Raw genomic sequence first — 21,476 nt, forward strand, 5'->3', positions numbered from 1 at the left:
AAATCTTAGATGAAATCCTGCGTTCCCCTTACCCAATCCTTCCACCTCTATATATTCTCCAGCAACTTCTGCAATGTTTCGGCATCTTTGGTTGCGGCGCCGCCGATGGTGTTGTTGAAGAAAACCCACACCTCTTTTTCGTCCAGCAGCCAGTCGTTAATCATGTAGCCGAAGCGCTCCAGCGCCTCGTCTGAATAGGGGCCTGAGTAGAGCTTTTCTTCCCCGTGCAGGCGCAGGTACACCAAGTCGGCCGTGACGGTTTCGAGCTTGGGCCAGCGGGGCGAATCGGCAATAACAAAAGCAATGTGGTAATACCGTAATATTTCTATTGGCTCCTCCTCCAGCCAGGATTTATGCCGCACTTCCAGCGCAAAGGGCTGGGTAGGGTACTTGTCGCGCAGCAGCGAGAAAAAGTTTTCGGCCACCTCCAGGTTAAAACGAAAACTGGCCGGAAGCTGAATCAGCACCGGCCCCAGACGGTCACCCATAATCAGGAAGCGGCTCATCCATTTTTCCAGCTGACCGGCCACATCCACCAGGCGCTTTTCGTGGGTAATTTCTTTGTGCAGCTTGGCGGCAAACTTAAAATGGGCGGGGGTCTGGGCCAGCCACTTTTCAATGGTTTTGGCCATGGTGTAGTGGTAGTAGCTGCTATTTACCTCGGTAGTATTAAAGTAACCGGCAAAGTACGACAGGTAATCAGCCGATTTTAGGTCTTCGGGATAGAAAATGCCTTTCCAGGCATAGCTCCAGCCTGAGGTGCCTATGTATAGGTTTTCGCGCATGCCGCTCAGGGTTGCTGATGAAGTGGTGAATATTAAGGTACATCTCACCTGTTCTGGTCTAATTTATCAATCTCTTTTCTTACCTCTGCAATTAGTTGCTGTTCGGTAGGCAGGTATAGTTGGTATTTACTGGCGATGATTGTCTTATTGTTTTCAGGTAGGGTGATCTTTACAACGGCATCATTTTTATCGGCACATAGCAATATGCCAATGGTGGGGTTTTCGAAATTCTGTTTTTCAAAGCGGTCGTAGTAGTTTACATACATCTGCAACTGCCCTATGTCCTGATGGGTGAGCTTGGTGGTTTTGATTTCAACCAGCACAAAGCATTGCAGTAATCGATTATAGAATACGAGGTCAATAAAAAACTCATCGCCTTCAAGATGAATGCGTTTTTGCCTGGCCACAAAGGAAAAGCCGTTTCCTAATTCCAGTAAAAATTCCTGTAAATGCGTAATGATGGCAGTTTCCAGATCTTTTTCGTAGTAGGCAGTCTCCCGTCTTAGGCCCAAAAATTCCAGTATCATGGGGTCTTTGATGATCTCTTTGGCATCGGCAGGTAGTTTTTCTTCACGGGCTACTGCCAGTACTGCCTGCACATCGTTGCTCAGCAAAAGGCGTTCAAACAACTGGCTGTTTACCTGCCGTTCCAATTGCCTGGCCGTCCAGTTGTTTTTTTCGGCCTCGGCTATGTAAAAAGCTCTTTTATCCTCATTCTCAATGCGTATGAGGGTTCGGTAATGGGTCCAGCTGAATTGCGAACGCAGTGCGTTCGTATTCGGGAAAGTACGGTAAAACTGCCTGTTCATCTCTAATTGACGAACCGAAAACCCCGTCCCAAACAGGGGTTGAAACTCATGTGAAATAGATTTGATGAGGAACTTGCCATAGTCTGCCCGCTCTTTGCCCTCCTGCTCTTCTTCAAACAGTACTTTGCCTATTTGCCAGTACATCAGCACCCGTTCGGTATCCACCGACCGAATGGCCCGCTCCCGGGCCGAGGCTACGATGCTGTGTATTTGTTGTATGAGTTCATGCTTTACCTGCATGGCTGTGGGTCATTTCTTAATCATTTTCAATTTCATTGAAAGCCTGTGCAAGCAAGCGGTTTGGTAAATTGGCAATCTCTTCAGCTACTTTTTTGCATGATTTCTAATTCGGACAATACAGCATTTATTTTGCTTACTACTTCCTGCGTGATCTCCTCCATCGTCGGCGGTCCAGGTTGCTCGGCCTTTGAACGAAGCCGTTCAATTACCTGCATAAATCCATCGCTGTCTGTTTGCTTAATTGCAATCAGATTCATGTCTGCCAGGTCTTTCAAAAGCCGGTCAGCTTTTGGGTCTATTATGTCTACTTGATAGGTTATCATATTCAAATTTACTTAAATTTTGTTAAAAAACTGGCCGGAAGCTGAATCAGCACCGGGCCCAGGCGGTCACCCATGATCAGGAAGCGGCTCATCCATTTTTCCAGCGGGCCGGCCACCTCCACCAGTCGCTTTTCGTGGGTAATTTCTTTATGCAGCTTGGCGGCAAACCTAAAATGGGCGGGGGTCTGGGCCAGCCACTTTTCTATGGTTTTGGCCATGGTGTAGTGGTAGTAGCTGCTGTTTACCTCGGTAGTATTAAAATACCTGGCAAAGTAGGGCAGGTAATCGGCCGATTTCAGGTCTTCGGGATAGAAAATGCCTTTCCAGGCATAGCTCCAGCCCGAGGTACCGATGTAGAGGTTTTCGCGCATGCCGCTCAGGGTTGTATATAGAAGTGGTGAATCTTTAAGTACGATAGGGAGGAAAGTTGGTGGAGTTGACGATATTGTCTGGTTTTTATGCTAACGTTTAAGTGTTTATGAAGTTGTGGCATTTGAAAAACGTCAGTTTCAATTAACCACAAAAGCAAAATAGTGATTTATAGTTGAATGCTTAACGTCCAGCCACAATTTTATAAACACACTGTTGTGCGCTGCTTTCGCGTCAAGCAAAAGATGCATCACGAAAAACCGCGGTTCTACAAAACATGATGTTAAGCTAAACAACAGTTCTCACAGTTCAAAATTAAAAGGTTATAATAATTCAAGTTCTCCTTTATCCCATAATTTCAATATCATCTCTGCTTGCATAGAAGTAATAGTAGGAAGCTTGGCTAAATCTCCTAAACATTGAAGAGCTAACTCTGGATTACTGTGTAAAGAAAATGTGGCAGCGCATAGCCTTACTCCTTCATTATCGTCATTCAAAAATTCCAGAAATAGATGTTGCTTTCCTATTTTTTTGGCTTTCTGATATAGCTTCATCAATTTCTTATGTAACCTATTTGCGTACTTCGAATCTCCTTCTAAGATAGTTGAATGGTGAAGGCTTGCCATCTCAAAAAAATTTTCTCGTATTTTTTCCTCCGTCATACTTTTGGTAGAAATCTCGCTTTAAAGTCTTACGTTCTTACACTCCAGTAGCGCACAACGGTTTGGCGCTTGGCGAAGGTGGCGATTTTCACCACAAATGTTGCTGCGGAGAACCAAACTTTGTTTAACCACAAATGTGGCAGCGGAGTACCGAACCGCCACTTTTGCCAAACGCCTGTTAGCAGTAGTGTTTTTATTCAATGTCCAATTCATCGTCAATGTTGCAGCATAATTCACCTGTTTTTGATTTAGTCTTGTCGTAAAGAAATTTATTGAACTTAATTTTTCTGTCAATAATGCTAATATTATTTACAAGTCCAAATATTCTTTTGGTTTTTGCTATTGTTTTTTTGTCTGTGTTAATAATGTAGATTTCAAATCCTGGTTCATTGTCTGAAAGGTCAAAGCTAATAAGTGCAATAAATTTCTTGTCTTTTGATATTGCAAATTTGTCCTGCCAACAACCATTAGGAATTACTAGGTCTAAACCCACTAATTGCAGGTCTGCCATCATATAGGGAGAACCATTCGAATTTCTCGTCTGTTAGAAATACTTACTTTTATTTTATTCTCCATTTAGTCCATTTTTGGTGTTGTTAACAAGAGCCAAAGCCAAAATGAAGCCCAAAAAAATCCAACTCCGTTGATGATAAGTAGTCCAATGCTGTTATTAAATTTTTTCTTGAAAGTCAGTCCTGCCGATATAAGTAGTAGGTTTATTGAAAGTGAAATTGGTAAGATTAAAAGTCCATACCCGAAAGCTCCACCTGTCGATTTTATTGTTACGAAACTTAATGGCAAAAAGTAAATATTTGTCAAGATTACAAGTGTCGATATTGTCCAATTTGCTGTTTTCAATTCGTAATTGTCTGTTTGTTGTTGGTCGTCCTAACATTACTGATAACGTTCAAGTGTTTATGAAGTTGTGGAATTTGAAAAACGTCAGTTTCAATTAACCACAAAAGCAAAATAATGATTCAAAGCTGAATGCTTAACGTCCCGCCACAATTTTATAAACACAATGTTGGGCGTAGTTAATCGTTGTCACGATTTTGCTTTATCATACCGTAAAACAATACTGCTTTGTCCGCCTTTATTGTCATAAAAAGCGCCTACTGTTCCCCAAACAAAACTTCTTTTTTTACCAACTTGTCCAGTCAACCAGCTGTCTAAATACTCCCTTTTTTGAAGTTCATTTTTTTCGCTCCAACTGTCCCAAGAGCCTGTCAAAATAGGTTTGTCGTCAATGATAAAACTTACAAAAGAAAGTATTTCTTTCTCAAAATAAAAAGTTCCATAAAAGTATGTATTGCCCTTTTTTACATTAGAAATAATATAACTTCCAAAATCATTTCGGATGTCTCCACTTTTTACATTTTCTTCTTTGAAATATAAAAGTAAATTGTCTGGTGTTGTTTTAGGTGACACCTCAAAATCATTTGAAATTAACAAGTGTCCATCGACTTGGTCTATGAATTTTTCTGTCAAGTTGCTTGTCTTGCTAAAAAATGATTTAAAATATTTGGAAAGTACTGTCACGGTTTAATTACGCCCAACTCCTAAATATAAGCAAGTTTTGCAGTACTTTTTGTATTTATTTGTACTTATCTCATATTTTCTAGCATTATTAATGCCGTATATATTTTCATCAACCATCCTGAGCCGGTAAACCTCCGGAGCCAAAGCGAAGCGGGATTAAGTTAATCATTTTCGGGTTTATCTTCTTATGGAGGCTATATTTTTCTAGTCGGAGGTAATCAATTCATAAGCCAGCAATAAAAAAGCCCGGGCGAACCCGGGCCTATGAAAATAATAAAGCTAATAACTAAATCCGCGCGGCGGACCGCCCAACAACCCACCCCTACTTCGTCGAAAACTTGAAGCGGGTCATGGTGTGGTACTGCTCATCGGGGCGAAGTACTACCGACGGGAACTGCGGCTGATTGGGTGAATCAGGAAAATGCTGGGTTTCGAGGCAGAAGCCGGAACGCTTGTTATAGGTCTTGCCTTTGCCCTGCGCCTTGCCATTCAGGAAATTGCCGGTATAGAATTGTACACCCGGCTCAGTGGTATACACTTCCATGAAGCGTCCGCTTTCCGGCTCATGTACCGTAGCGAAGCGTACCATACTCTGGTCGGCCCGGTTTATGACCCAGCAGTGGTCGTAGCCGCCGCCGTTCTTTATTTGCTCATGACTCATATCATCAATCCGGTCTCCGATGGGAGCAGGTTTGGTAAAATCGAAGGGAGTACCTTCCACGGGTATCAGCTTACCGGTCGGAATCAGGGTAGCATCTACCGCCACCAGGCTATCGGCATCGAGCATTACCTCGTGATTGAGAACAGTACCTTCCTTGCCGCTCAGGTTGAAATAGGAATGGTTCGTCAGGTTTACGACGGTGGCTTTGTCGGTAGTAGCCTTGTAGTCAATCAACAGGCCGTTGTCGTTGTCCAGGGTGTAGGTGACGGTCACGTCCAGGTTACCAGGGTACCCTTCCTCACCGTCCTTGCTGAGGTAAGTCATACGCAACCCTACTCCCTCGTCCGTTTTCATCTCTTCGGTTTTCCAGATTACCTTATCAAACCCTACTTTCCCGCCGTGCAGGTGGTTGGGGCCATTGTTGGTGACCATGGAATAGGTTTGTCCGTCGAGGTTAAACTTGCCTTTGGCGATACGGTTACCGTAGCGGCCGACCAGAGCGCCAAAGAACGGATTTCCGTTCACATAAGCGGCTAAAGAATCAAATCCCAGGGCTACGTCGGCCATGTTACCATCCTTATCGGGTACCATAATATGCGTGATGATGCCTCCGTAGTTGGTAATCCTTACGGTCATCCCGTTGGCGTTGGTGAGGGTGTAGAGGGAGGCTTGCTGCCCGTCCGGCAGTTGACCAAATTCGGCTTTTGTTACGGTTGCTTGCATTGATTGATTAGATTTTTGGGACTGGCACCCAGCCAGGCTGAGCCCGACCAGCAACGATGCCAGAAAGAAGTAGTGCTTCATGGTTTGTTAAGGGAATAAAAGGGTTAGTTTGAGGTAAAAGCAGCTAGCTCTTAAATTCTATGCACTTCTGCCGTTCCATCCATAATTCTTACGCGGTAACAGGGGAGTTCTATGTTAAAAGCCTGCTGGTAGGCCGCTTTCATCTGCTTTTCAAAAGTGTCTACAGCGGTATTTTTAATGAGGTTCAGGGTACATCCGCCAAAGCCGCCGCCCATCATCCTAGCTCCCAGAACGTCGGGGTTATCACGGGTTTGATCGACCAGAAAGTCCAGCTCTTCGCAACTGACTTCGTATTCGTGCTGCAGGCCCTCGTGGGTTTCGTACATTTTTTTACCAAATCCCGCCAAATCTCCCCGCAGCAGCAGTTCACAGGCTACCTGCACCCGCTCAATTTCCTCGGTTACGTACTTACAACGCCGGTACACAACCGGCCCCAGCTCCTCGCGGTGCTCCTCCACCATGGCGGGGGTAGCGTCCCGCAGGCTCTGCACGTCAGGATGGTACTTCTGGAGAATGGAAACACCCTTTTCGCACTCCTGCCGGCGGGTATTGTACTCGGAGCTGGCCAGCGAATGCTTGACACTGGTGTCACAAAGTACTAAGAGGTACTCATGCATCGGAAACGGGAAGTACTCGTATTCCAGCGAACGGCAGTCGAGACGAATAACCGATTCTTCCTTGCCAAACACCGAAGCAAACTGGTCCATAATACCCGACTGTACACCTACGTACTGGTTCTCCACTTTCTGGCCCAGTTTTACAATGGTCAGCCGGTCCAGCCCTAAGCCGAACAACTCATTCAGCGCGAAAAACAGGCAGCATTCCAAAGCGGCTGAGGATGACATACCCGCTCCCAGAGGAATATCCCCGCCAAAGGCGGTCTGAAAACCACCCAGCTGGTACCCGTGCTTCTGAAGCTGATCCAGTACGCCAAGCTGGTAGTAAGTCCACGTCTGTTCAGGCTTGGAAAAATCGTCCAGCGTAAACTCGTAGGTTTCGTCCAGATCTACGGCGTGCAGAATGACGCGGTTGTCGGTGCGGGGGGTAATGGCAAAGAAAACGGCTTTATCCAGACTGGCTGGCAGGACAAAGCCCTGGTTATAGTCAGTATGCTCGCCAATAAGGTTAATTCGTCCGGGAGACCGGAATAGCCGGGGTGTTTCTCCGAATAATTCTTTGAATTTATCGTGCACGCGGTCGGCGTTGCTACAGGTGTTATCTATCATTTTTGGAGTGCCGCTCCTACGGAGCTTTAAATAACCGTATCTTTTTGTTTCTATTGAGGTATGTCCCCAGCGGCAGGAACTCTCCCCTACCTCCTCATTCAGAATTCAAAATTCATAATTCCTCTTAGTACCCCCGCCTGAGGTCCACTTCGTTGTCAATCAGGTGATCATTCCGGAGCTTTTCCATATTATGCAGAAACAACTCCACTTTCCCTACATCCTCGTTGACCTGCCCTCCCCCAGTATGCTGGGTAAGTACTACGTTGGGCAAAGCCCAGAGTGGGCTGTCGGTAGGGAGTGGCTCAATTTCGGTTACGTCCAGGACAGCGCCACTCAGGTGTCCGGCGCGAAGTACCTCAATGAGGGCTTCCTCGTCGGTAGTACTTCCCCGTCCTACATTGGCGTATACACTCCCCTTTCGCATCCTCATTAGTACTTCCCGATCCACAAAGTGATGTACCGTACCGGGGAGGGTATTGACCACCAGGTCGGTATCGTTCAGTTCGCTCAGAAATTCCTCCCGGCTGTGCAGGTCGGCGGAGGGGGAGGTACGGGCCAGGGTAAGTACCCGGCAACGGAAGCCTTCCAGAATATCCCGCACCGCGGTACCAATGGTACCGCTACCCAGCACAATCGCTTTTTGCCGGTACAAAGTACCCAGGTACGGGCGCAGCCCGGCCCCGACCCACTCTTTCCGCTGACGGAGCAGCGTCAGTACATCTACCCCGCGGTACAGCGCCAGAATACCCCCCACAATAGTTTCGGCGCAGGGACGGGCAAACCAGTCACCCATGTTGGCCACACGGGCATTGAGTTCGAGGCCCCGGTACTTGTCAAAACCAGCCGAGTCGAGTTGCCAGAACTTCAGGTGAACGGGTGGCGATTGAAACCACTCAAGGGGGGGATTGCCCAGGATTATTTCCGCCTGACTAAACATATCGTATGACTCATCTGAGTTTTCTTTTTCGGAGCGAAAATACAGATGGTGCCCGGAGGAGAGGGCCGAGCGCAACTGCTTTCGCAGTGATTCATCTAAATCTGTATGGATGTATATGTACATGCTTTTTTAGAATAAAGAGTAAAAACTACTCAATTTTACCTACAAGGCCGTCCTGTTTTGGTTTTCAAAAAATGGCCTACTGATTTAACGACCTTTCTACCATATAGTTAATTTAAATCTGGTTCACCCTAAATATTTTTGAATGTACTCATAAAAAAAACCGAAGCCCGGCGGAAAGTGCCGGACTTCGGTAGGTAGTTAGCAGGAGGCTGCTGGTTTATTTTGTGGCTTTGGTCTTCCCTTTTGTTTTGGGCTTGCTGTCACCGGTGGTAGTCTCTACCGCTTTGCTCAAATCTTTCACCCGGATATTTCTAAACCGTACAATGTCGCCGTGGCCCAGGTAGCCGATGTGCCCGGAAGCCCTTTTCAGACCCGGATGGTCTTTTTTATCCAGGGTACCGTTTTGGCTGGCTTCGGCCAGGTCGCCTTCCAGAATCGTAGTATCGTTCAACACCACCTTGATTTTGGAACCCTGCACAGTTACCTCCTCGTAGTTCCACTCTCCTACCGGTTTCAGGAAACCACGCTTAGCCGGAATAACCCCGTACACCGAGCCGTGGTACTGGTACTCGTGCAGATTTTTGTATTTAGGCGCGTCGTTGTCCAGTATCTGAAGTTCCATACCGGTGTAGGCCGCGTCGCCTTCCAGCGGAGCCCGTATGCCGAGACCGTTGTTGGCACCGGGGGTAAGCTGGAACTCGAAGCGGTACACAAAATCGCTGTACTGGTCTTTGGTGTACAGGTTGCCTTTCCCTCCCTGGTTAGGATAAATGACCATTTCACCGTTTTCGATAATATAGTCGGTGGTATTGCCCATCCACTCGTACATATTGGTACCATCAAATAGTACCTTATATCCTTCCTGCGCTTCCTGCTGGCTCAGCTTAAACGGCTCGGGACGGGGTAGCTCACGGATATAAATATCGCGGTAGGCTACCTCGGTACCGTGGGCCTGTAGTTCAATCTGCTCTTCGGGGAAGATAGACTGCTTGCGGTCCCAGTAGTTCTCAAGAGGTACGTTATTGGCTACCAGTTCACCGTTCAGATGTACAGTAACGCGGTCGCCCACCATTTTGATGTAAAAAGTGTTCCATTCACCCACCGGGTTATCGGCTACTTTGAGCGGTTTACTTTCGTATTGCTTATTATTGTACAAACCACCCGAACCTACCTGTGCGCCTACCTTGACGCGGGACGTATCCCAGATCTGCACCTGCGGCGAACCCCGCAGGTAGATACCGGCGTCGCCATCCTTCTCAATCCGCCAGTCGACGTACATTTCGAAGTCACCGTATTTTTTGGTAGAAGCCAGGTTATCGCCGTGGCCGGTAAATACCAGGTCACCATTTCTGACCACCCAGTCGTTCTTGATCTTGGCGTCGGCTTTGGCCTGTTTGGTCGCCAGCGTGTCCGGGTGCATAGCGGCCCGCTTGATCGGATTTTCTACCAATCCTTTCCAGCCGGTGAGGTCTTTGCCGTTGAACATCGCCACGTAGCCTTCGCCCTGCGGCATTTCGTCCAGGTGCTTCCGGATTGATTCCTTTGCGTACTCGCTACCCTGCCCGTTCAATAGGCTCATTGTTTTGGTCAGGAGGTTGCGGACTACCTCGCCCTGGTACTCCTTATTGGACAGGCCAATGCTCATAACGGCCTGAGCGGCGGTTTGCTGAAGCTGAGGATCGTCCAGATAAGTACCGGCTACGAGCAGCGCGTTGAAAGTACGGTTACGCTGCAATTCTTTCAGAATCATATCCTTCTGGGCGGTGGTCTTGGCCACTTCCAGCGCCTTCCGGAGCATCAGTACCTTTTGGACCGGATTTTCCTTTGACTTTCTGACGGCCTGCACATAACCCTGAACCGCCTGGTTCAGGTGTTCGCCGTTGGTGGTATTTTTACTGATGGTATATAGTTCTTTGGCCGCGCTGGCATCGGTCCAGCTGGTCAGTGCCGCCAGGGTAGCTCCCTGGGCGGCAGCATCGCCACTGTTGTAAGCCGACACCACCGTTTGCATGGCTTTGTTGCCACCCACACTGGCCAGTACCTGGTAGTAGCGGTTTTTCCTGTCAGGAGCGGTACTGTTCATCTGCTTAAGCAGCAGATCCGTTTGCTGTTCCTGAGCACCGGCTCCTTTCACGGCTGCGATAACGGCATCCTGGAGTTCCTTAATCTCCTGCGGCTGACTGGCCCCGTCGAGCAGGCTAAACAGCGTGGGCAGGTCTTTTTGAGCCGCCATGTATTTCAGGGCCGCCAGGGCTGATTTTTTCACTTCGGTATCGGCAGTAGCAAGCTGCTTAAGTACGACGTCCATTTTGGTGTCGGCCGCCCGGGCGGCCAGTACATCAATAAGGGCGGCCTGGGCTGGGGCAGGCATGGCAGGCAAAGCGGTGGCTACCCGGTCTACCACGCTGGTACCTTTCATGGTTAGCAGGGCGTTCTTTACCGCTTTGACCTCCGCGGCATTTCCCTTTTTAAGTACCGGCATCAGCTCATTCAGCACGCCATCCTGACCCAGGGTACCGGCGGCTTTGATTGCCGCGAGTTTGACCGCGCCGTCTTTACTACCAAGCGCTTTGGTAATAGCCGGCAGGGCTTCTTTGGCTCCGGTCTGTCCCAGCATCGTGATAATCTCCGCCTGTACAGCCGGCTTTGCTTTCTTCATTGCCTTTAACCAAAGCGCGGTACTGGCTGCCCCGGTGTTGGCCCGCGCATATTTCAAAGCGGCAGCCCGGTAGGCAGCATTATCGCTATCCAACGCTTTTACCAGCGTAGAAATACCGGCAGGCCCCTGCATATCCGTTAGTACCTTCAGGGCGGCCGTGCGGGTATGAATCTGGTTAGCCGCGGTGGCTTTATTCAGTAAAGTAGTAGCCGCTTTTTCGGCAGCGCCACGGTTTCCTCCCTCAGCCAGTCGGCTCAGGTAGCGGAGGTAGGCCGAGGTAGCGTTAGCCTCATTGTAAATAAAAGAGCCTTTTTCCGCCGCCTGCGCCAGTACTGCTTCCGAAGTAGGCGCACCAATATCAGCCAGGGCATAAAGCGCTACTTTACGGAGGTCCATATCCTGGGTTTCGAGTAGTTTCTCTATAACCGGAGCCGCCGGGCTGAAACGACTATCACCCAGTGCTTCCACCAGCGATAGCTGGATGGGTCCCGAAGTACCATTCAGTGCGCTCAGCAGCGCTTGTCCGGCTCCGGTTGTTCCAATCTTCACCAGGGCCCGCGCCGCCGGACCGTTCAACTTTTTGTTTTTCAGGTAAGTCTGTAACACGGGCACCGACTCATCTTTACCGATAGTTTGCAGCTGATAAATCAGGAAAGTTTTGTTGTTATCATCAGTTAGCTTGCTCAGGGCTTCTCCGTAGGCTTCGGCCGCCATCTTTCTCCACTCCTCTTTGCCGGGCTGCATAACGTAGTAGGCAAAGCCCCCTAGGGCGTATTCCAGCGCTGTATTATCGCCTTTCTCCGGAGCAACCAGCATGCCGGCCATCTGAACCAGCCCCGGCTTTCCCAGGGCGGCCACGTCCTCCATGTTTTTCTTGAGTTGAGCGGAGTTCTGGGCAGGCATCTGCGCCAGTAAATCGGCAATCCGGGTGGTGAGCGTTCGTTTATCTTCTCGTTGAGCCATAGCCCCCGTGCTCAGGGTGCAGCAGGCAACAAGTATATATAGTAGTTTCTTCATGATAGTATTTGATGCAGGATTTTGAGAAAATGATTAGATGGTCCAGGCGGCACGCATGGGCTGGTCAATGAGGCGGTTGGCCCCTTCGTCATCAACGTACACCTGCTTGTCCGGATCAAATTTCAGCGAACGTCCCAGACGCAGCGCCGCCAGACCCATATTGACCAAGGTACAGGAGCGGTGGCCGTTTTCTTCGTTCAGGGCAAATTTCTTCCGCTCCTTTACCGCCTCCACAAAGTCCGTCACCTGCGGTTCCGGATCGGGGAAGGCCGCCAGTTTCTTTTCCAGATCGGGTATGTCCGAGCGGAAATTAGGATAGAGTTTCCCTTTGGGTCCCTGGATATAGGGTACATTAGCGTCTTTGGCTTCCCCATCCAGGATAATCTTACAACCATCGGCATAGGTATACTCGATGCGGCGCCAGGTACCTACGGCGTCGGTATGTTGCTGAGGCGCATCAATTTCTACGCTGATAGGACTGGTGTTATCCTTCCCCAGGAAGTACTGGATGGGGTCAAGGTAGTGCTGGCCCATGTCACCCAGTCCACCTCCGTCGTAGTCCCAGTACCCCCGGAAGGTACCGTGTACGCGGTGCGGGTGGTAAGGCTTATAGGGGGCGGGGCCGAGCCACATCTCATAGTCGAGGTCGGCGGGTACCGGCTGCGGGTCAAGGTCCGTTTGTCCTACCCAGTAGAATTTCCAGTCGAAGCCGGTATGGCGGCTTACTGTTACGGTCAGGGGCCAGCCCAGCAGTCCGCTTTCCACCAGTTTTTTGATGGGTTTTACGGTTGTATTCATACCATAAAAATTGGATTCAAAGCGGAACCAGGTATTCAGACGGAAGATACGGCCGTGCTGCTGTACGGCTTCCACCAGGCGCTTTCCCTCGCCGATGGTACGGGTCATGGGTTTTTCGCACCAGACATCTTTACCAGCCCGGGCGGCATCAGCCGCGATGATGCCGTGCCAGTGGGGCGGCGTGGCTACGTGTACGATATCTACTTCGGGAAGCTGAATGAGCTCCCGGTAATCACTGAACGTTTTTGCATCTTTGCCCACCATACCAGCCGCCTGCTTCAGGTGTCCACGGTCCACGTCACACAGGGCTACCACCCGGGTACCCGCGTAAGGAATGTGGCCTCTTCCCATGGAGCCTACGCCCACAATACCTTTGGTCAGCTGATCGCTCGGAGCCAGGTACCCTTTGCCCAGCACATGCCGGGGCACTATGGAAAATGCAGCTACCGTGGCCAGGGAGCCTTTCAGGAAGTTGCGTCTGTCAATGGAATTTTTCTTTTCTTGGTTCATACAAAAAAGGGTAGGAATATTTTCAGAATGAAAAGCACCGGGAAGTACTCATTTAATACTAAAATATTTTAAAAAATTAAAGAGGCTCTCCGTCAAGCAGAAAGCCTCCGAATAGTAGAGCTTACTCTTACTACCTAACTGTATAGCCCTTGCTACAAGTTTCCTTTCCTCAGTTCTTCCACAGCATGGTTGGCGGCACGCGCCGTAATGACCATGTAGGTAGGTGATGGATTCCGGGTAGAATTGGTAGTCAAAATGGATTACGTAGTTTTAAGGTAAGCTTAGGAATTATTAGCTAAATACTTCTCGGAATAACTTAAGGCTTTTGGGAACGGCAACCGTGGGGTCTTCCTTGCCTTCCATTTCCAGGGAGATGTAGCCCTTAAAGTTAGCCTTTCTGAGTATAGCTGCGATTCTTTTGTAATCCAGGTCCAGGTCGTAGTAGTGACCACCGCCGTAGTAGGTCTTAGCCTGAACAATGGTAGCAAAGGGTGCCAGTCGCTCAAACTGCGGATACGGATCTCCCACAAAGTTGCCCGTATCCACGTTCATACCCATGGCGGGCGAGGAAGCGAGTGGTTTATATATTTCCAGCAGATAATCAATATTGGACGACAGGCCCCAGTGGTTTTCAATGGCCAGTACAACACCGGCTTTCTCCGCGGCTACCAGGCACTCGCCCATCGAATCAATGCACCATTTGATAGCATCCTGGTCGGTATAGCCCTGAATGGGTGGTTCCTGGCCGTCTTTATAGTACCTGGCATCCCGCTTTACGGTCCGCCAGCTGCCGGTGTTCATGCGTATAGCCGGTATACCCATCTGGGTGGACATATTGATACACCGGATGGTATGTTCAACGTCTTTTTTGCGGTCTTCGGCTTTGGGTTGTACAAAACTCTGGTGAATGGAAAGCATTGGCAAAGCCAGACCGTTGTCAAATGCCAGACGCTTGAGCTTGTTCATGTACGGAATGGTTTCATTGTCCATCTGCCGGTGCAGGATTTCAACGCCGTCAAATCCCAGGCGGGCCGCATCTTCAATTACTTTTTCTACGGGGTACTTCTGCTCCTGAAAGTGCCAGTAAGAGTACGTAGACACCGCAATGGGTATCCTTCTGGCAGCCGGTGCTACGGCTGAATAGAGGGGCTCGGCCTGACCTGACTTACCAGCCAGTACGGCGGCACCCGCCAGGGCCGTTGTTTTTAACCAGTCTCTTCTGGTAGAATTATTATTGGAGTTTTGAACAGCGTCCTGCATATAAGGGAGATGATAAGTGGTTAGGAATAGTAAAAAGGCAGTACAGGGCAATGACTTACTCAGGATTAGAAATTCTGTTTCAGCACTTTGGATCCCATACTATGTATCTGAGCAACTGGTTGATAATAACGACTATCTGACCGTAAACTCTACTACCACCGGCAAATGATCCGAAGCGTACTGTTCATTAATAACCCGGGTCGAGAGGGCCTTTACATTCCCCACCGAATTGGTCATGACAAAATCAATGGTACGGTTGGGGTTTTCAATGGGTATGGTACCCTGGCAGTTAGTCTGGCAAGTCCGGGTAAAGTACTTGTCCAGGTAGTTGATAGTGCGGCTTCCGGGTATGTCATTAAAATCACCCGCCAGAATCATGGGCAACCGGGTCTCCTTAAAGTACTTTGTTATGAGTTCAGCCTCCGACAGCCGGTTGCCTTCTTTCAGGTCCAGGTGGGTACTGGCAAACAGGATTTTCTGATTGTTGGGTAGCTGCACGGTAATGGCCGCAATGGCCCGGTCTTCGCCACCCAGCTCCGGGTTGCGGGGCAGGAGGTAACCAACCGAGTCCAGAATGGGGTACTTCGATAACACCGCCACGCCGTAGTCGCCGCCCTGGTGGTCCAGGGCTTTGGTAAAGAAAGAGTACATCCCCGTCAGCCGGGCCAGTTCCCGGGCCTGGTCGAGATTTTTGCCGGAACGGGTGGTCCGGATGTCAACTTCCTGCAGGGCCACCAGGTCGGGCTTTTCCTGATTAATAACCCGCGCTATGGCCGCCACATCAATTTTCACCTCCTCCGAGGGCGGATTGCAGTGATGGATGTTGTAAGTCATTACTTTGAGATTGGCCGGGGTTGCCGACGCGCCGCCCTGACCGTTGGCGTCGGGCAGGGTAAACGCTATTAAGGTACTGATCAGGAAGATAAATGCTTTCATGGAGTTTTGTTGGGTTAAAGGTACCCGGCAAGGGCGATTTTTGATTGGTAATTATAAATAAAAGTAACAACTTCCCGGCAGCCTGCTTATGTATAAATAAGGAACATTTTAGAAATAGTACCTGCACAACAGTTGCATAAACAATAGATAGTCCTGAAATTTGCAAAAAATTACAACTATGGAACAAGCATTGCTGGAAGAAGTACCTTCGCTCGACCTGGCTGAGTTTAACTCAGGAGACCCGGAGCGAAAAGCAAAATTTGTAGCAGAGCTGGGCGCTGCTTTTAATAACATTGGTTTTGTGGCCATCAAGAACCACGGACTCAATGACGACCTCCGCCGGTCTCTGTACGAAACGGTAGAGCGTTTTTTTAGACTACCCGAAGAGCAGAAAAAACAATATGAATTTGAGGAACTGCACGGCCAGCGGGGCTACATTGGGAAAGGCAAGGAAACCGCCAAGGGTTTCAAAGTGGCCGACCTTAAGGAATTTTACCACGTAGGTCAGCCCGAGCCCGAAGGCGACATGGCGTCAAACATATTTCCGGACGAGCTACCCGAATTTAAAGAATACACAGTGAAGGTTTACCGAACCTTTGAAAATACCGGTAAAACGTTGCTCCGCGCCATTGCCATTTACCTGGACCTTCCCGAAGACTTTTTTGAAGACAAGGTACGCAACGGCGACAGTATTCTGCGGGCGCTGCACTACTTCCCCATCGAAAACCCCGACCTGCTGCCCGAGGGAGCCGTACGCGCGGCCGCCCACGGTGACATTAACCTGATTACGCTGCTGATGGGAGCCAGCGCCGAAGGCCTGGAAGTACTTCGTCGCGACGGCAAGTGGATCGCCATTACGGCACTACCCGACCAGATCGTAGTCAACGTAGGTGATATGCTGGACCGGCTGACCAACCACAAGCTTAAGTCGACCATCCACCGGGTGGTGAACCCGCCCCGCGAAAAAATGGGTACCTCGCGCTACTCTATTCCCTTCTTCATGCACCCCCGCGGCGACATGAACCTGACTTCCCTGGAAAGCTGCATTGATGAGCAGCACCCCAAGCTGTATACTGACATGTCCGCCGGGGAGTTTCTGGATGAGCGCCTGCGCGAACTGGGACTAAAAAAATAGGTATTTTCTTCCACCTGACTATTAATTACAGATAAATAGTCTTTCTTTTGAATAACAGCTTTCGATGCATTTCAGGTCGAAAGCTGTTATTTACCTTTTTGCACACCTATTCTTAGTTTTACTCCGGTACTAAATGCGGCGCTTCCGGTACATTATCTACCTGAAAGACATTCTGCTATTAGCCTGCACGGCTTTTGGTGGCCCGCAGGTACATTTGGTTATGATGCTGGAGCGCCTCGTCCAGAAACGCGGCTACCTCACCGAAGAAGAACTACTCGAGTTACAGGCTCTTTGCCAGGTACTACCCGGCCCTACCTCCACCCAAACCGTGACGGCGCTGGGTTTTAAGATTGGCGGCCCCAACCTGGCTTACCTGACCCTACTGGTGTGGTCGCTTCCGGCCATGGTGCTCATGACGCTAGCGGCCATTGGTATACACTATTTACAGGTCAACGATATTTCTCTTTCCTTTACCCGGTTTGTGGGCCCCATGGCGGTAGCTTTTCTGATGTTTGGAGGGTACCGCATTGCCCAAAAAGTCATCCATGATACGCAGGGCTGGGTACTTATGCTTCTTTCAACGGCGGTAGCTTACCTGTTTCCGTCTCCCTACGTTACGCCACTGCTTATCCTGGTGGGTGGGGTGGTAGCTTCCCTTAACTACCGTAAGCACGCCGTGATGGTCAAGGAGCCGCTGCGAATCGAATGGGCCAACTTCCTGCTGTGGCTGGGGGTACTCCTGGCCGCTGCCTCGCTGGGTGCCCTTACCCGCTCATTGCCCGTCCGCTTGTTTGAAAACTTCTACCGGAACGGCAGCCTGGTGTTTGGGGGTGGGCAGGTTCTGATTCCTTTGCTCTACAATGAGTTTGTGGTCTTCAAACACTACCTTACCCGGCAGGAATTTCTGTCGGGCATGGCCCTGACCCAGGTAGTACCCGGACCAGTATTCTCCATTTCAACGTACGTGGGTAGTATGTCCATGCAGGCCTACGGTGTTAGCGGACAACTACTGGGCGGACTGGTTGCCACGGTTGCCATTTTTTTACCGGGTACTTTCCTGATATTCTTTGTGTACCGGTTTTGGGACCAATTAAAGAAGTACCGGGGTATCAGGGCCTCGCTGAACGGTATCCACGCGGCCAGCTGCGGATTGACCATCGCGGCGGCGGTTATCCTTTTTCAGCCCATGGTTACCCAGTGGCAGCCTCTGCTCACGGTGGTAGGTACCCTGCTTATCCTCTTTTTTACCCGTGTTCCTTCTTATCTTATTATTCTGGGCGGTCTGGTACTGGGGTTGGTTTTTTAATCTCTCCCAATAAAAGTTCTTGCTGATATTCGTTACCATTTGGGTTGCAAACCTGCCCGGGATTTCCAAACTTTGAAGGTATTTTAATTTATTATAAACCCATGAAAAAAGTACTTACGGTACTCTGTCTGATTTTTGCCTTAGTAGCTTCTCACTTTTCCAATGCTCAAATCAGTACACCACCTGATTTTCTGGGGGCCAATCGTCAGTGGGTCGACTCGGTATTTGCTACCCTTACACCCGATGAGCGTATCGCCCAGCTGATTATGGTGGCGGCTACTTCCGATACCCGCCGGGCGCTCATTGACACCACCCGCAGCAATCCGGCTTACGTAGCGAAGCTCATCCGGGAAAATAAAATCGGTGGAGTTGTGTTTTTTCAGGGCGGGCCGGTACCTCAGGCGCGGCTGACCAACTACTTCCAGTCTATTTCAAAAGTACCCCTGCTGGTAGCCATGGATGCCGAATGGGGCCTTGCCATGCGTATTGACAGTACTGTTAGGTACCCCTACCAGATAACCATGGGAGCCATGCAGGGCCACGACAACCTGATTTATGACATGGGTGCCCAGCTGGCCCGGCAGGCGCGGCGTCTGGGGGTACATATCAACTTCGCACCCGTGGCCGACGTTAATAATAATCCCAACAACCCGGTCATTGGCTTTCGCTCGTTCGGGGAAAACAAGTACCGGGTGGCCGAAAAGGCCGTGGCCTACATGAAGGGTATGCAGGATCATGGCCTGCTGACCAGCGCCAAGCACTTTCCCGGCCACGGTGATACGGGCGTAGATTCACACTACGACCTTCCCATTATTGGTAAAGACATTACCCAGCTGGACTCGCTGGAGTTGTACCCGTTCCGGGTAATGATCAACAACGGACTGAGCGGAATGATGATCGCACACCTGAGCATTCCGGCCCTGGACAATACCCCTAACCTACCCTCAACGCTTTCCAAGCCCATCGTGACCGACCTGCTGAAATTTAAGCTGGGTTTTAATGGATTAATATATTCTGACGCCATGAACATGAAAGGCGTGACCAAGTACTTCTCCGACGGAAAAGCCGACGCCATGGGACTGGAAGCGGGTATGGATGTACTGGAGTTTACGGAAGATGTACCCAAAGCCATTGCCGAAATCAAGAAAGCCATTGCCGCGGGCAGAATCACTCAGGCCCAGATCGACGACCGCGTTCGCAAGGTACTGGCCGCCAAAGCCTGGGTAGGACTGGACCGCTTTACACCCGTTGAAATGACAAATCTGGTGGAAGACCTCAACCCCAAAGCCGCCGAACTTACCAACCGGCTCATGGTAGAAAACGCGTTGACGGTGCTGAAAAACGACAATAACATGCTGCCCCTCCAGAGGCTGGATACGCTGAAGATAGCCGCCATTTCGCTGGGGGCCAATACCCCAACAAAATTCCAGGAGATAGCCGGGCTCTACACCAAAGTAGATACTTTCTTTATTCCGGCCAGTCCAACCGAGGCCCAGGTTGCCGAACTGGGAGCTAAGCTCAATGATTACAATCTGCTGCTGGTAGGGGTACATCTTAACAGCGTTTCGCCGCGGCTGAACTTTGGCCTTACCGAACAAATGAACGCCGTATTGAACCAGCTTACGGCCACGGGCAAAGCGGTGGTTACGCTTTTTGGAAATCCGTACGTATTGAATAAAATTCAAAATCCCGAACAGGCCAGGGCGCTGGTAATGGGCTACCAGATGACTCCTTTCACAGAAGATCTGTCGGCACAACTTATTTTTGGGGCCATTCCGGCCCGGGGTAAACTACCCGTTAGCGTCAACGAACGCTTTGCCTACGGGGCCGGTATCGAAACCCAGGCCATCGGGCGACTGAAGTATACCATCGCGGAAGAAGTAGGGCTGGATTCAAAGATTATCACCCATAAAATCGACTCCATTGCCAACCTGGCCCTGGCTGAGAAAGCCACGCCCGGCTGCGTGGTACAGCTGGCCAAGGACGGAAAGGTATTTTTCCGGAAAGCTTACGGTACCCATACCTATGAGCAGGAAGAACCTACTAAGCTTACAGATCTGTTTGACCTGGCCTCTGTCACCAAAGTAACGGCCTCCACCCTGGCGCTGATGAGCCTTTGGGATCAGAAAAAATTTAACCTGGACGCGACCATGAAGGACTACCTGCCCTTTTACAAAGGCTCCAACAAGGCGGATCTGAAATGGCGGGATATCCTGACCCACCAGGCCCGGCTGAAAGCCTGGATTCCTTTCTGGCGCGACGCCAAAAATCCGAATGGTACCTGGAAGAAGAATACGTTCACGACCAATAAATCAGCCGATTTTCCCATTGAGGTAGTGCAGGATAGCCTGTACCTGCACAAAGATTATCCTCAGAAAATATTCAGAGCAATCCGTGATTCTCCCCTAAATCCGGAGCCTGGCTACGTGTACAGCGACTTTTCGTTTTATCTCTACCCGCAGATTGTAAAGAACCAGACCGGGATGGAGATGGAAGAGTACCTCAAAAAGAACTACTACAGTAAGCTGGGAGCCAGTACCCTCACCTACAACCCGCTCCGCTTTTATGACATAGACCGGATAGTACCTACCGAACGCGATACTTTTTTCCGGCAGACGGTCATTCGCGGTAAAGTACACGACGAAGGCGCGGTGATGCTGGCCGGTCTCAGCGGCCACGCCGGCTTGTTCGGGAATGCCAATGACCTGATGAAAGTAACCCAGATGTACCTGCAGAAGGGCTTTTACGGCGGACAGCAGCTCCTCAGCCGGGATGCGCTGTTTGAATTTACCCGGTACCAGTACCCCGATCTGGGCAGCCGCCGGGGCGTTGGTTTCGACAAGCCTACCTTTAAGTACACCGGCAATGCCCCCAAGTACGCCCACCCCATGAGCTATGGACATACCGGTTTTACGGGAATAATGGTTTGGATGGACCCGTCCGTAAACCTGAACTTTGTGTTCTTGTCGAACCGGGTGTACCCTACGCGTGACAACAACAAGATCTCACAACTAAATATCCGTACCGCCATTATGGACGCGGTATACGAGCAATTGTATAAGTAACCGGAGCTGATTCTTTTAGTAGAATCGTCTACATCCTGAGCTGTTGGTGCATTCCGGTGGAGGCTTACGCCGAGGCAGAGGAGGAGGCAACAGCGGAGTACCCAGCTTTTTAATCAATATAGCAGCCCGAAGGTTTTGGCCTTCGGGCTGCTATATTGTTTGTTCAGACGTAATAAGTAGTCGGTCAAAAATATGGATGTAATTTTTATCTTTCCTTCATGCAAGGAAAGAAACGATACATAACATTGAGTGCCGAGCAACGCGAGGCACTTGTTGAAGGCCACAAGCGGGGCAATAAGGCCACCTTTCGCC

17 protein-coding genes are annotated in these 21,476 nt (G+C 49.8%); 3 read left to right on the forward strand and 14 right to left on the reverse strand.

The window, feature by feature from the left end; genetic code table 11:
- Positions 1 to 47: 47 nt before the first annotated feature.
- From VGN67_RS20850 to VGN67_RS20915, 14 genes are all read right to left on the reverse strand, one after another.
- Entirely contained in the window at positions 48 to 785 is a 738-nt protein-coding gene (locus VGN67_RS20850; RefSeq protein ID WP_327488839.1) for a DUF72 domain-containing protein, read from the reverse strand.
- 44 nt (positions 786 to 829) lie between these two features.
- Positions 830 to 1,834, reverse strand: a complete 1,005-nt coding sequence (locus tag VGN67_RS20855; RefSeq protein WP_327488840.1) for a PDDEXK nuclease domain-containing protein — start codon at positions 1,832 to 1,834, stop codon at positions 830 to 832.
- An 80-nt stretch (positions 1,835 to 1,914) separates the two neighbouring features.
- A complete protein-coding gene (locus tag VGN67_RS20860) occupies positions 1,915 to 2,109 on the reverse strand; it encodes a hypothetical protein (RefSeq protein ID WP_327488841.1) in 195 nt (64 codons plus the stop codon).
- Between the two features lie 56 nt (positions 2,110 to 2,165).
- Positions 2,166 to 2,528, reverse strand: a complete 363-nt coding sequence (locus VGN67_RS20865) for a DUF72 domain-containing protein (RefSeq protein ID WP_327488842.1) — start codon at positions 2,526 to 2,528, stop codon at positions 2,166 to 2,168.
- A gap of 321 nt (positions 2,529 to 2,849) precedes the next feature.
- The gene (locus tag VGN67_RS20870; protein WP_327488843.1) at positions 2,850 to 3,188 is read right to left on the reverse strand and encodes a hypothetical protein; all 339 of its coding nucleotides are present in this window, start codon (positions 3,186 to 3,188) and stop codon (positions 2,850 to 2,852) included.
- A 193-nt stretch (positions 3,189 to 3,381) separates the two neighbouring features.
- Complete coding sequence (locus tag VGN67_RS20875; RefSeq protein WP_327488844.1) at positions 3,382 to 3,702, reverse strand: hypothetical protein; 321 nt, start codon at positions 3,700 to 3,702, stop codon at positions 3,382 to 3,384.
- A 530-nt stretch (positions 3,703 to 4,232) separates the two neighbouring features.
- Positions 4,233 to 4,727, reverse strand: a complete 495-nt coding sequence (locus VGN67_RS20880) for a hypothetical protein (RefSeq protein WP_327488845.1) — start codon at positions 4,725 to 4,727, stop codon at positions 4,233 to 4,235.
- Positions 4,728 to 5,049: 322 nt separating this feature from the next.
- On the reverse strand, positions 5,050 to 6,192 hold the full coding sequence (locus tag VGN67_RS20885) for an aldose epimerase family protein (RefSeq protein WP_327488846.1): 1,143 nt from the start codon (positions 6,190 to 6,192) through the stop codon (positions 5,050 to 5,052).
- Between the two features lie 50 nt (positions 6,193 to 6,242).
- Positions 6,243 to 7,418 carry a galactokinase gene (galK, locus tag VGN67_RS20890; RefSeq protein ID WP_327488847.1) on the reverse strand — a complete coding sequence of 392 codons (1,176 nt, stop codon included), beginning with the start codon at positions 7,416 to 7,418 and terminating at the stop codon, positions 6,243 to 6,245.
- Positions 7,419 to 7,542: 124 nt separating this feature from the next.
- On the reverse strand, positions 7,543 to 8,478 hold the full coding sequence (locus VGN67_RS20895) for a D-2-hydroxyacid dehydrogenase (protein ID WP_327488848.1): 936 nt from the start codon (positions 8,476 to 8,478) through the stop codon (positions 7,543 to 7,545).
- Positions 8,479 to 8,695: 217 nt separating this feature from the next.
- Entirely contained in the window at positions 8,696 to 12,154 is a 3,459-nt protein-coding gene (locus VGN67_RS20900; RefSeq protein WP_327488849.1) for a DUF1080 domain-containing protein, read from the reverse strand.
- A 33-nt stretch (positions 12,155 to 12,187) separates the two neighbouring features.
- The gene (locus VGN67_RS20905) at positions 12,188 to 13,462 is read right to left on the reverse strand and encodes a Gfo/Idh/MocA family oxidoreductase (RefSeq protein WP_327488850.1); all 1,275 of its coding nucleotides are present in this window, start codon (positions 13,460 to 13,462) and stop codon (positions 12,188 to 12,190) included.
- A 291-nt stretch (positions 13,463 to 13,753) separates the two neighbouring features.
- Positions 13,754 to 14,722 carry a sugar phosphate isomerase/epimerase family protein gene (locus VGN67_RS20910; RefSeq protein WP_327488851.1) on the reverse strand — a complete coding sequence of 323 codons (969 nt, stop codon included), beginning with the start codon at positions 14,720 to 14,722 and terminating at the stop codon, positions 13,754 to 13,756.
- A gap of 132 nt (positions 14,723 to 14,854) precedes the next feature.
- Entirely contained in the window at positions 14,855 to 15,658 is an 804-nt protein-coding gene (locus tag VGN67_RS20915) for an endonuclease/exonuclease/phosphatase family protein (protein ID WP_327488852.1), read from the reverse strand.
- 178 nt (positions 15,659 to 15,836) lie between these two features.
- On the opposite strand from VGN67_RS20915, the gene VGN67_RS20920 reads away from it, so the two are divergent.
- The 3 genes from VGN67_RS20920 to VGN67_RS20930 all read left to right on the forward strand — a co-directional run bounded on the left by VGN67_RS20920 (position 15,837) and on the right by VGN67_RS20930 (position 21,164).
- Complete coding sequence (locus tag VGN67_RS20920; RefSeq protein WP_327488853.1) at positions 15,837 to 16,793, forward strand: isopenicillin N synthase family dioxygenase; 957 nt, start codon at positions 15,837 to 15,839, stop codon at positions 16,791 to 16,793.
- Positions 16,794 to 16,926: 133 nt separating this feature from the next.
- Positions 16,927 to 18,099 (forward strand): chromate efflux transporter, encoded by a 1,173-nt coding sequence (chrA, locus tag VGN67_RS20925; RefSeq protein WP_327488854.1) that lies wholly within the window; start codon positions 16,927 to 16,929, stop codon positions 18,097 to 18,099.
- A gap of 101 nt (positions 18,100 to 18,200) precedes the next feature.
- Positions 18,201 to 21,164, forward strand: a complete 2,964-nt coding sequence (locus VGN67_RS20930) for a glycoside hydrolase family 3 N-terminal domain-containing protein (protein ID WP_327488855.1) — start codon at positions 18,201 to 18,203, stop codon at positions 21,162 to 21,164.
- The last annotated feature ends 312 nt before the right edge of the window (positions 21,165 to 21,476 follow it).

Source organism: Telluribacter sp. (assembly GCF_035998675.1).
Classification (GTDB): Bacteria; Bacteroidota; Bacteroidia; order Cytophagales; family Spirosomataceae; genus Telluribacter.

Bases quoted from the DNA above. Each gene is read 5' to 3' on its own strand.
- VGN67_RS20905 (WP_327488850.1), bottom strand. From the start codon at position 13,462: ATGAACCAAGAAAAGAAAAATTCCATTGACAGACGCAACTTCCTGAAA.
- VGN67_RS20895 (WP_327488848.1), bottom strand. From the start codon at position 8,478: ATGTACATATACATCCATACAGATTTAGATGAATCACTGCGAAAGCAG.
- VGN67_RS20885 (WP_327488846.1), bottom strand. From the start codon at position 6,192: ATGAAGCACTACTTCTTTCTGGCATCGTTGCTGGTCGGGCTCAGCCTG.
- VGN67_RS20865 (WP_327488842.1), bottom strand. From the start codon at position 2,528: ATGCGCGAAAACCTCTACATCGGTACCTCGGGCTGGAGCTATGCCTGG.
- VGN67_RS20855 (WP_327488840.1), bottom strand. From the start codon at position 1,834: ATGCAGGTAAAGCATGAACTCATACAACAAATACACAGCATCGTAGCC.
- chrA (WP_327488854.1), top strand. From the start codon at position 16,927: ATGCGGCGCTTCCGGTACATTATCTACCTGAAAGACATTCTGCTATTA.
- VGN67_RS20870 (WP_327488843.1), bottom strand. From the start codon at position 3,188: ATGACGGAGGAAAAAATACGAGAAAATTTTTTTGAGATGGCAAGCCTT.
- VGN67_RS20850 (WP_327488839.1), bottom strand. From the start codon at position 785: ATGCGCGAAAACCTATACATAGGCACCTCAGGCTGGAGCTATGCCTGG.
- VGN67_RS20930 (WP_327488855.1), top strand. From the start codon at position 18,201: ATGAAAAAAGTACTTACGGTACTCTGTCTGATTTTTGCCTTAGTAGCT.
- galK (WP_327488847.1), bottom strand. From the start codon at position 7,418: ATGATAGATAACACCTGTAGCAACGCCGACCGCGTGCACGATAAATTC.
- VGN67_RS20920 (WP_327488853.1), top strand. From the start codon at position 15,837: ATGGAACAAGCATTGCTGGAAGAAGTACCTTCGCTCGACCTGGCTGAG.
- VGN67_RS20910 (WP_327488851.1), bottom strand. From the start codon at position 14,722: ATGCAGGACGCTGTTCAAAACTCCAATAATAATTCTACCAGAAGAGAC.
- VGN67_RS20900 (WP_327488849.1), bottom strand. From the start codon at position 12,154: ATGAAGAAACTACTATATATACTTGTTGCCTGCTGCACCCTGAGCACG.
- VGN67_RS20875 (WP_327488844.1), bottom strand. From the start codon at position 3,702: ATGATGGCAGACCTGCAATTAGTGGGTTTAGACCTAGTAATTCCTAAT.
- VGN67_RS20915 (WP_327488852.1), bottom strand. From the start codon at position 15,658: ATGAAAGCATTTATCTTCCTGATCAGTACCTTAATAGCGTTTACCCTG.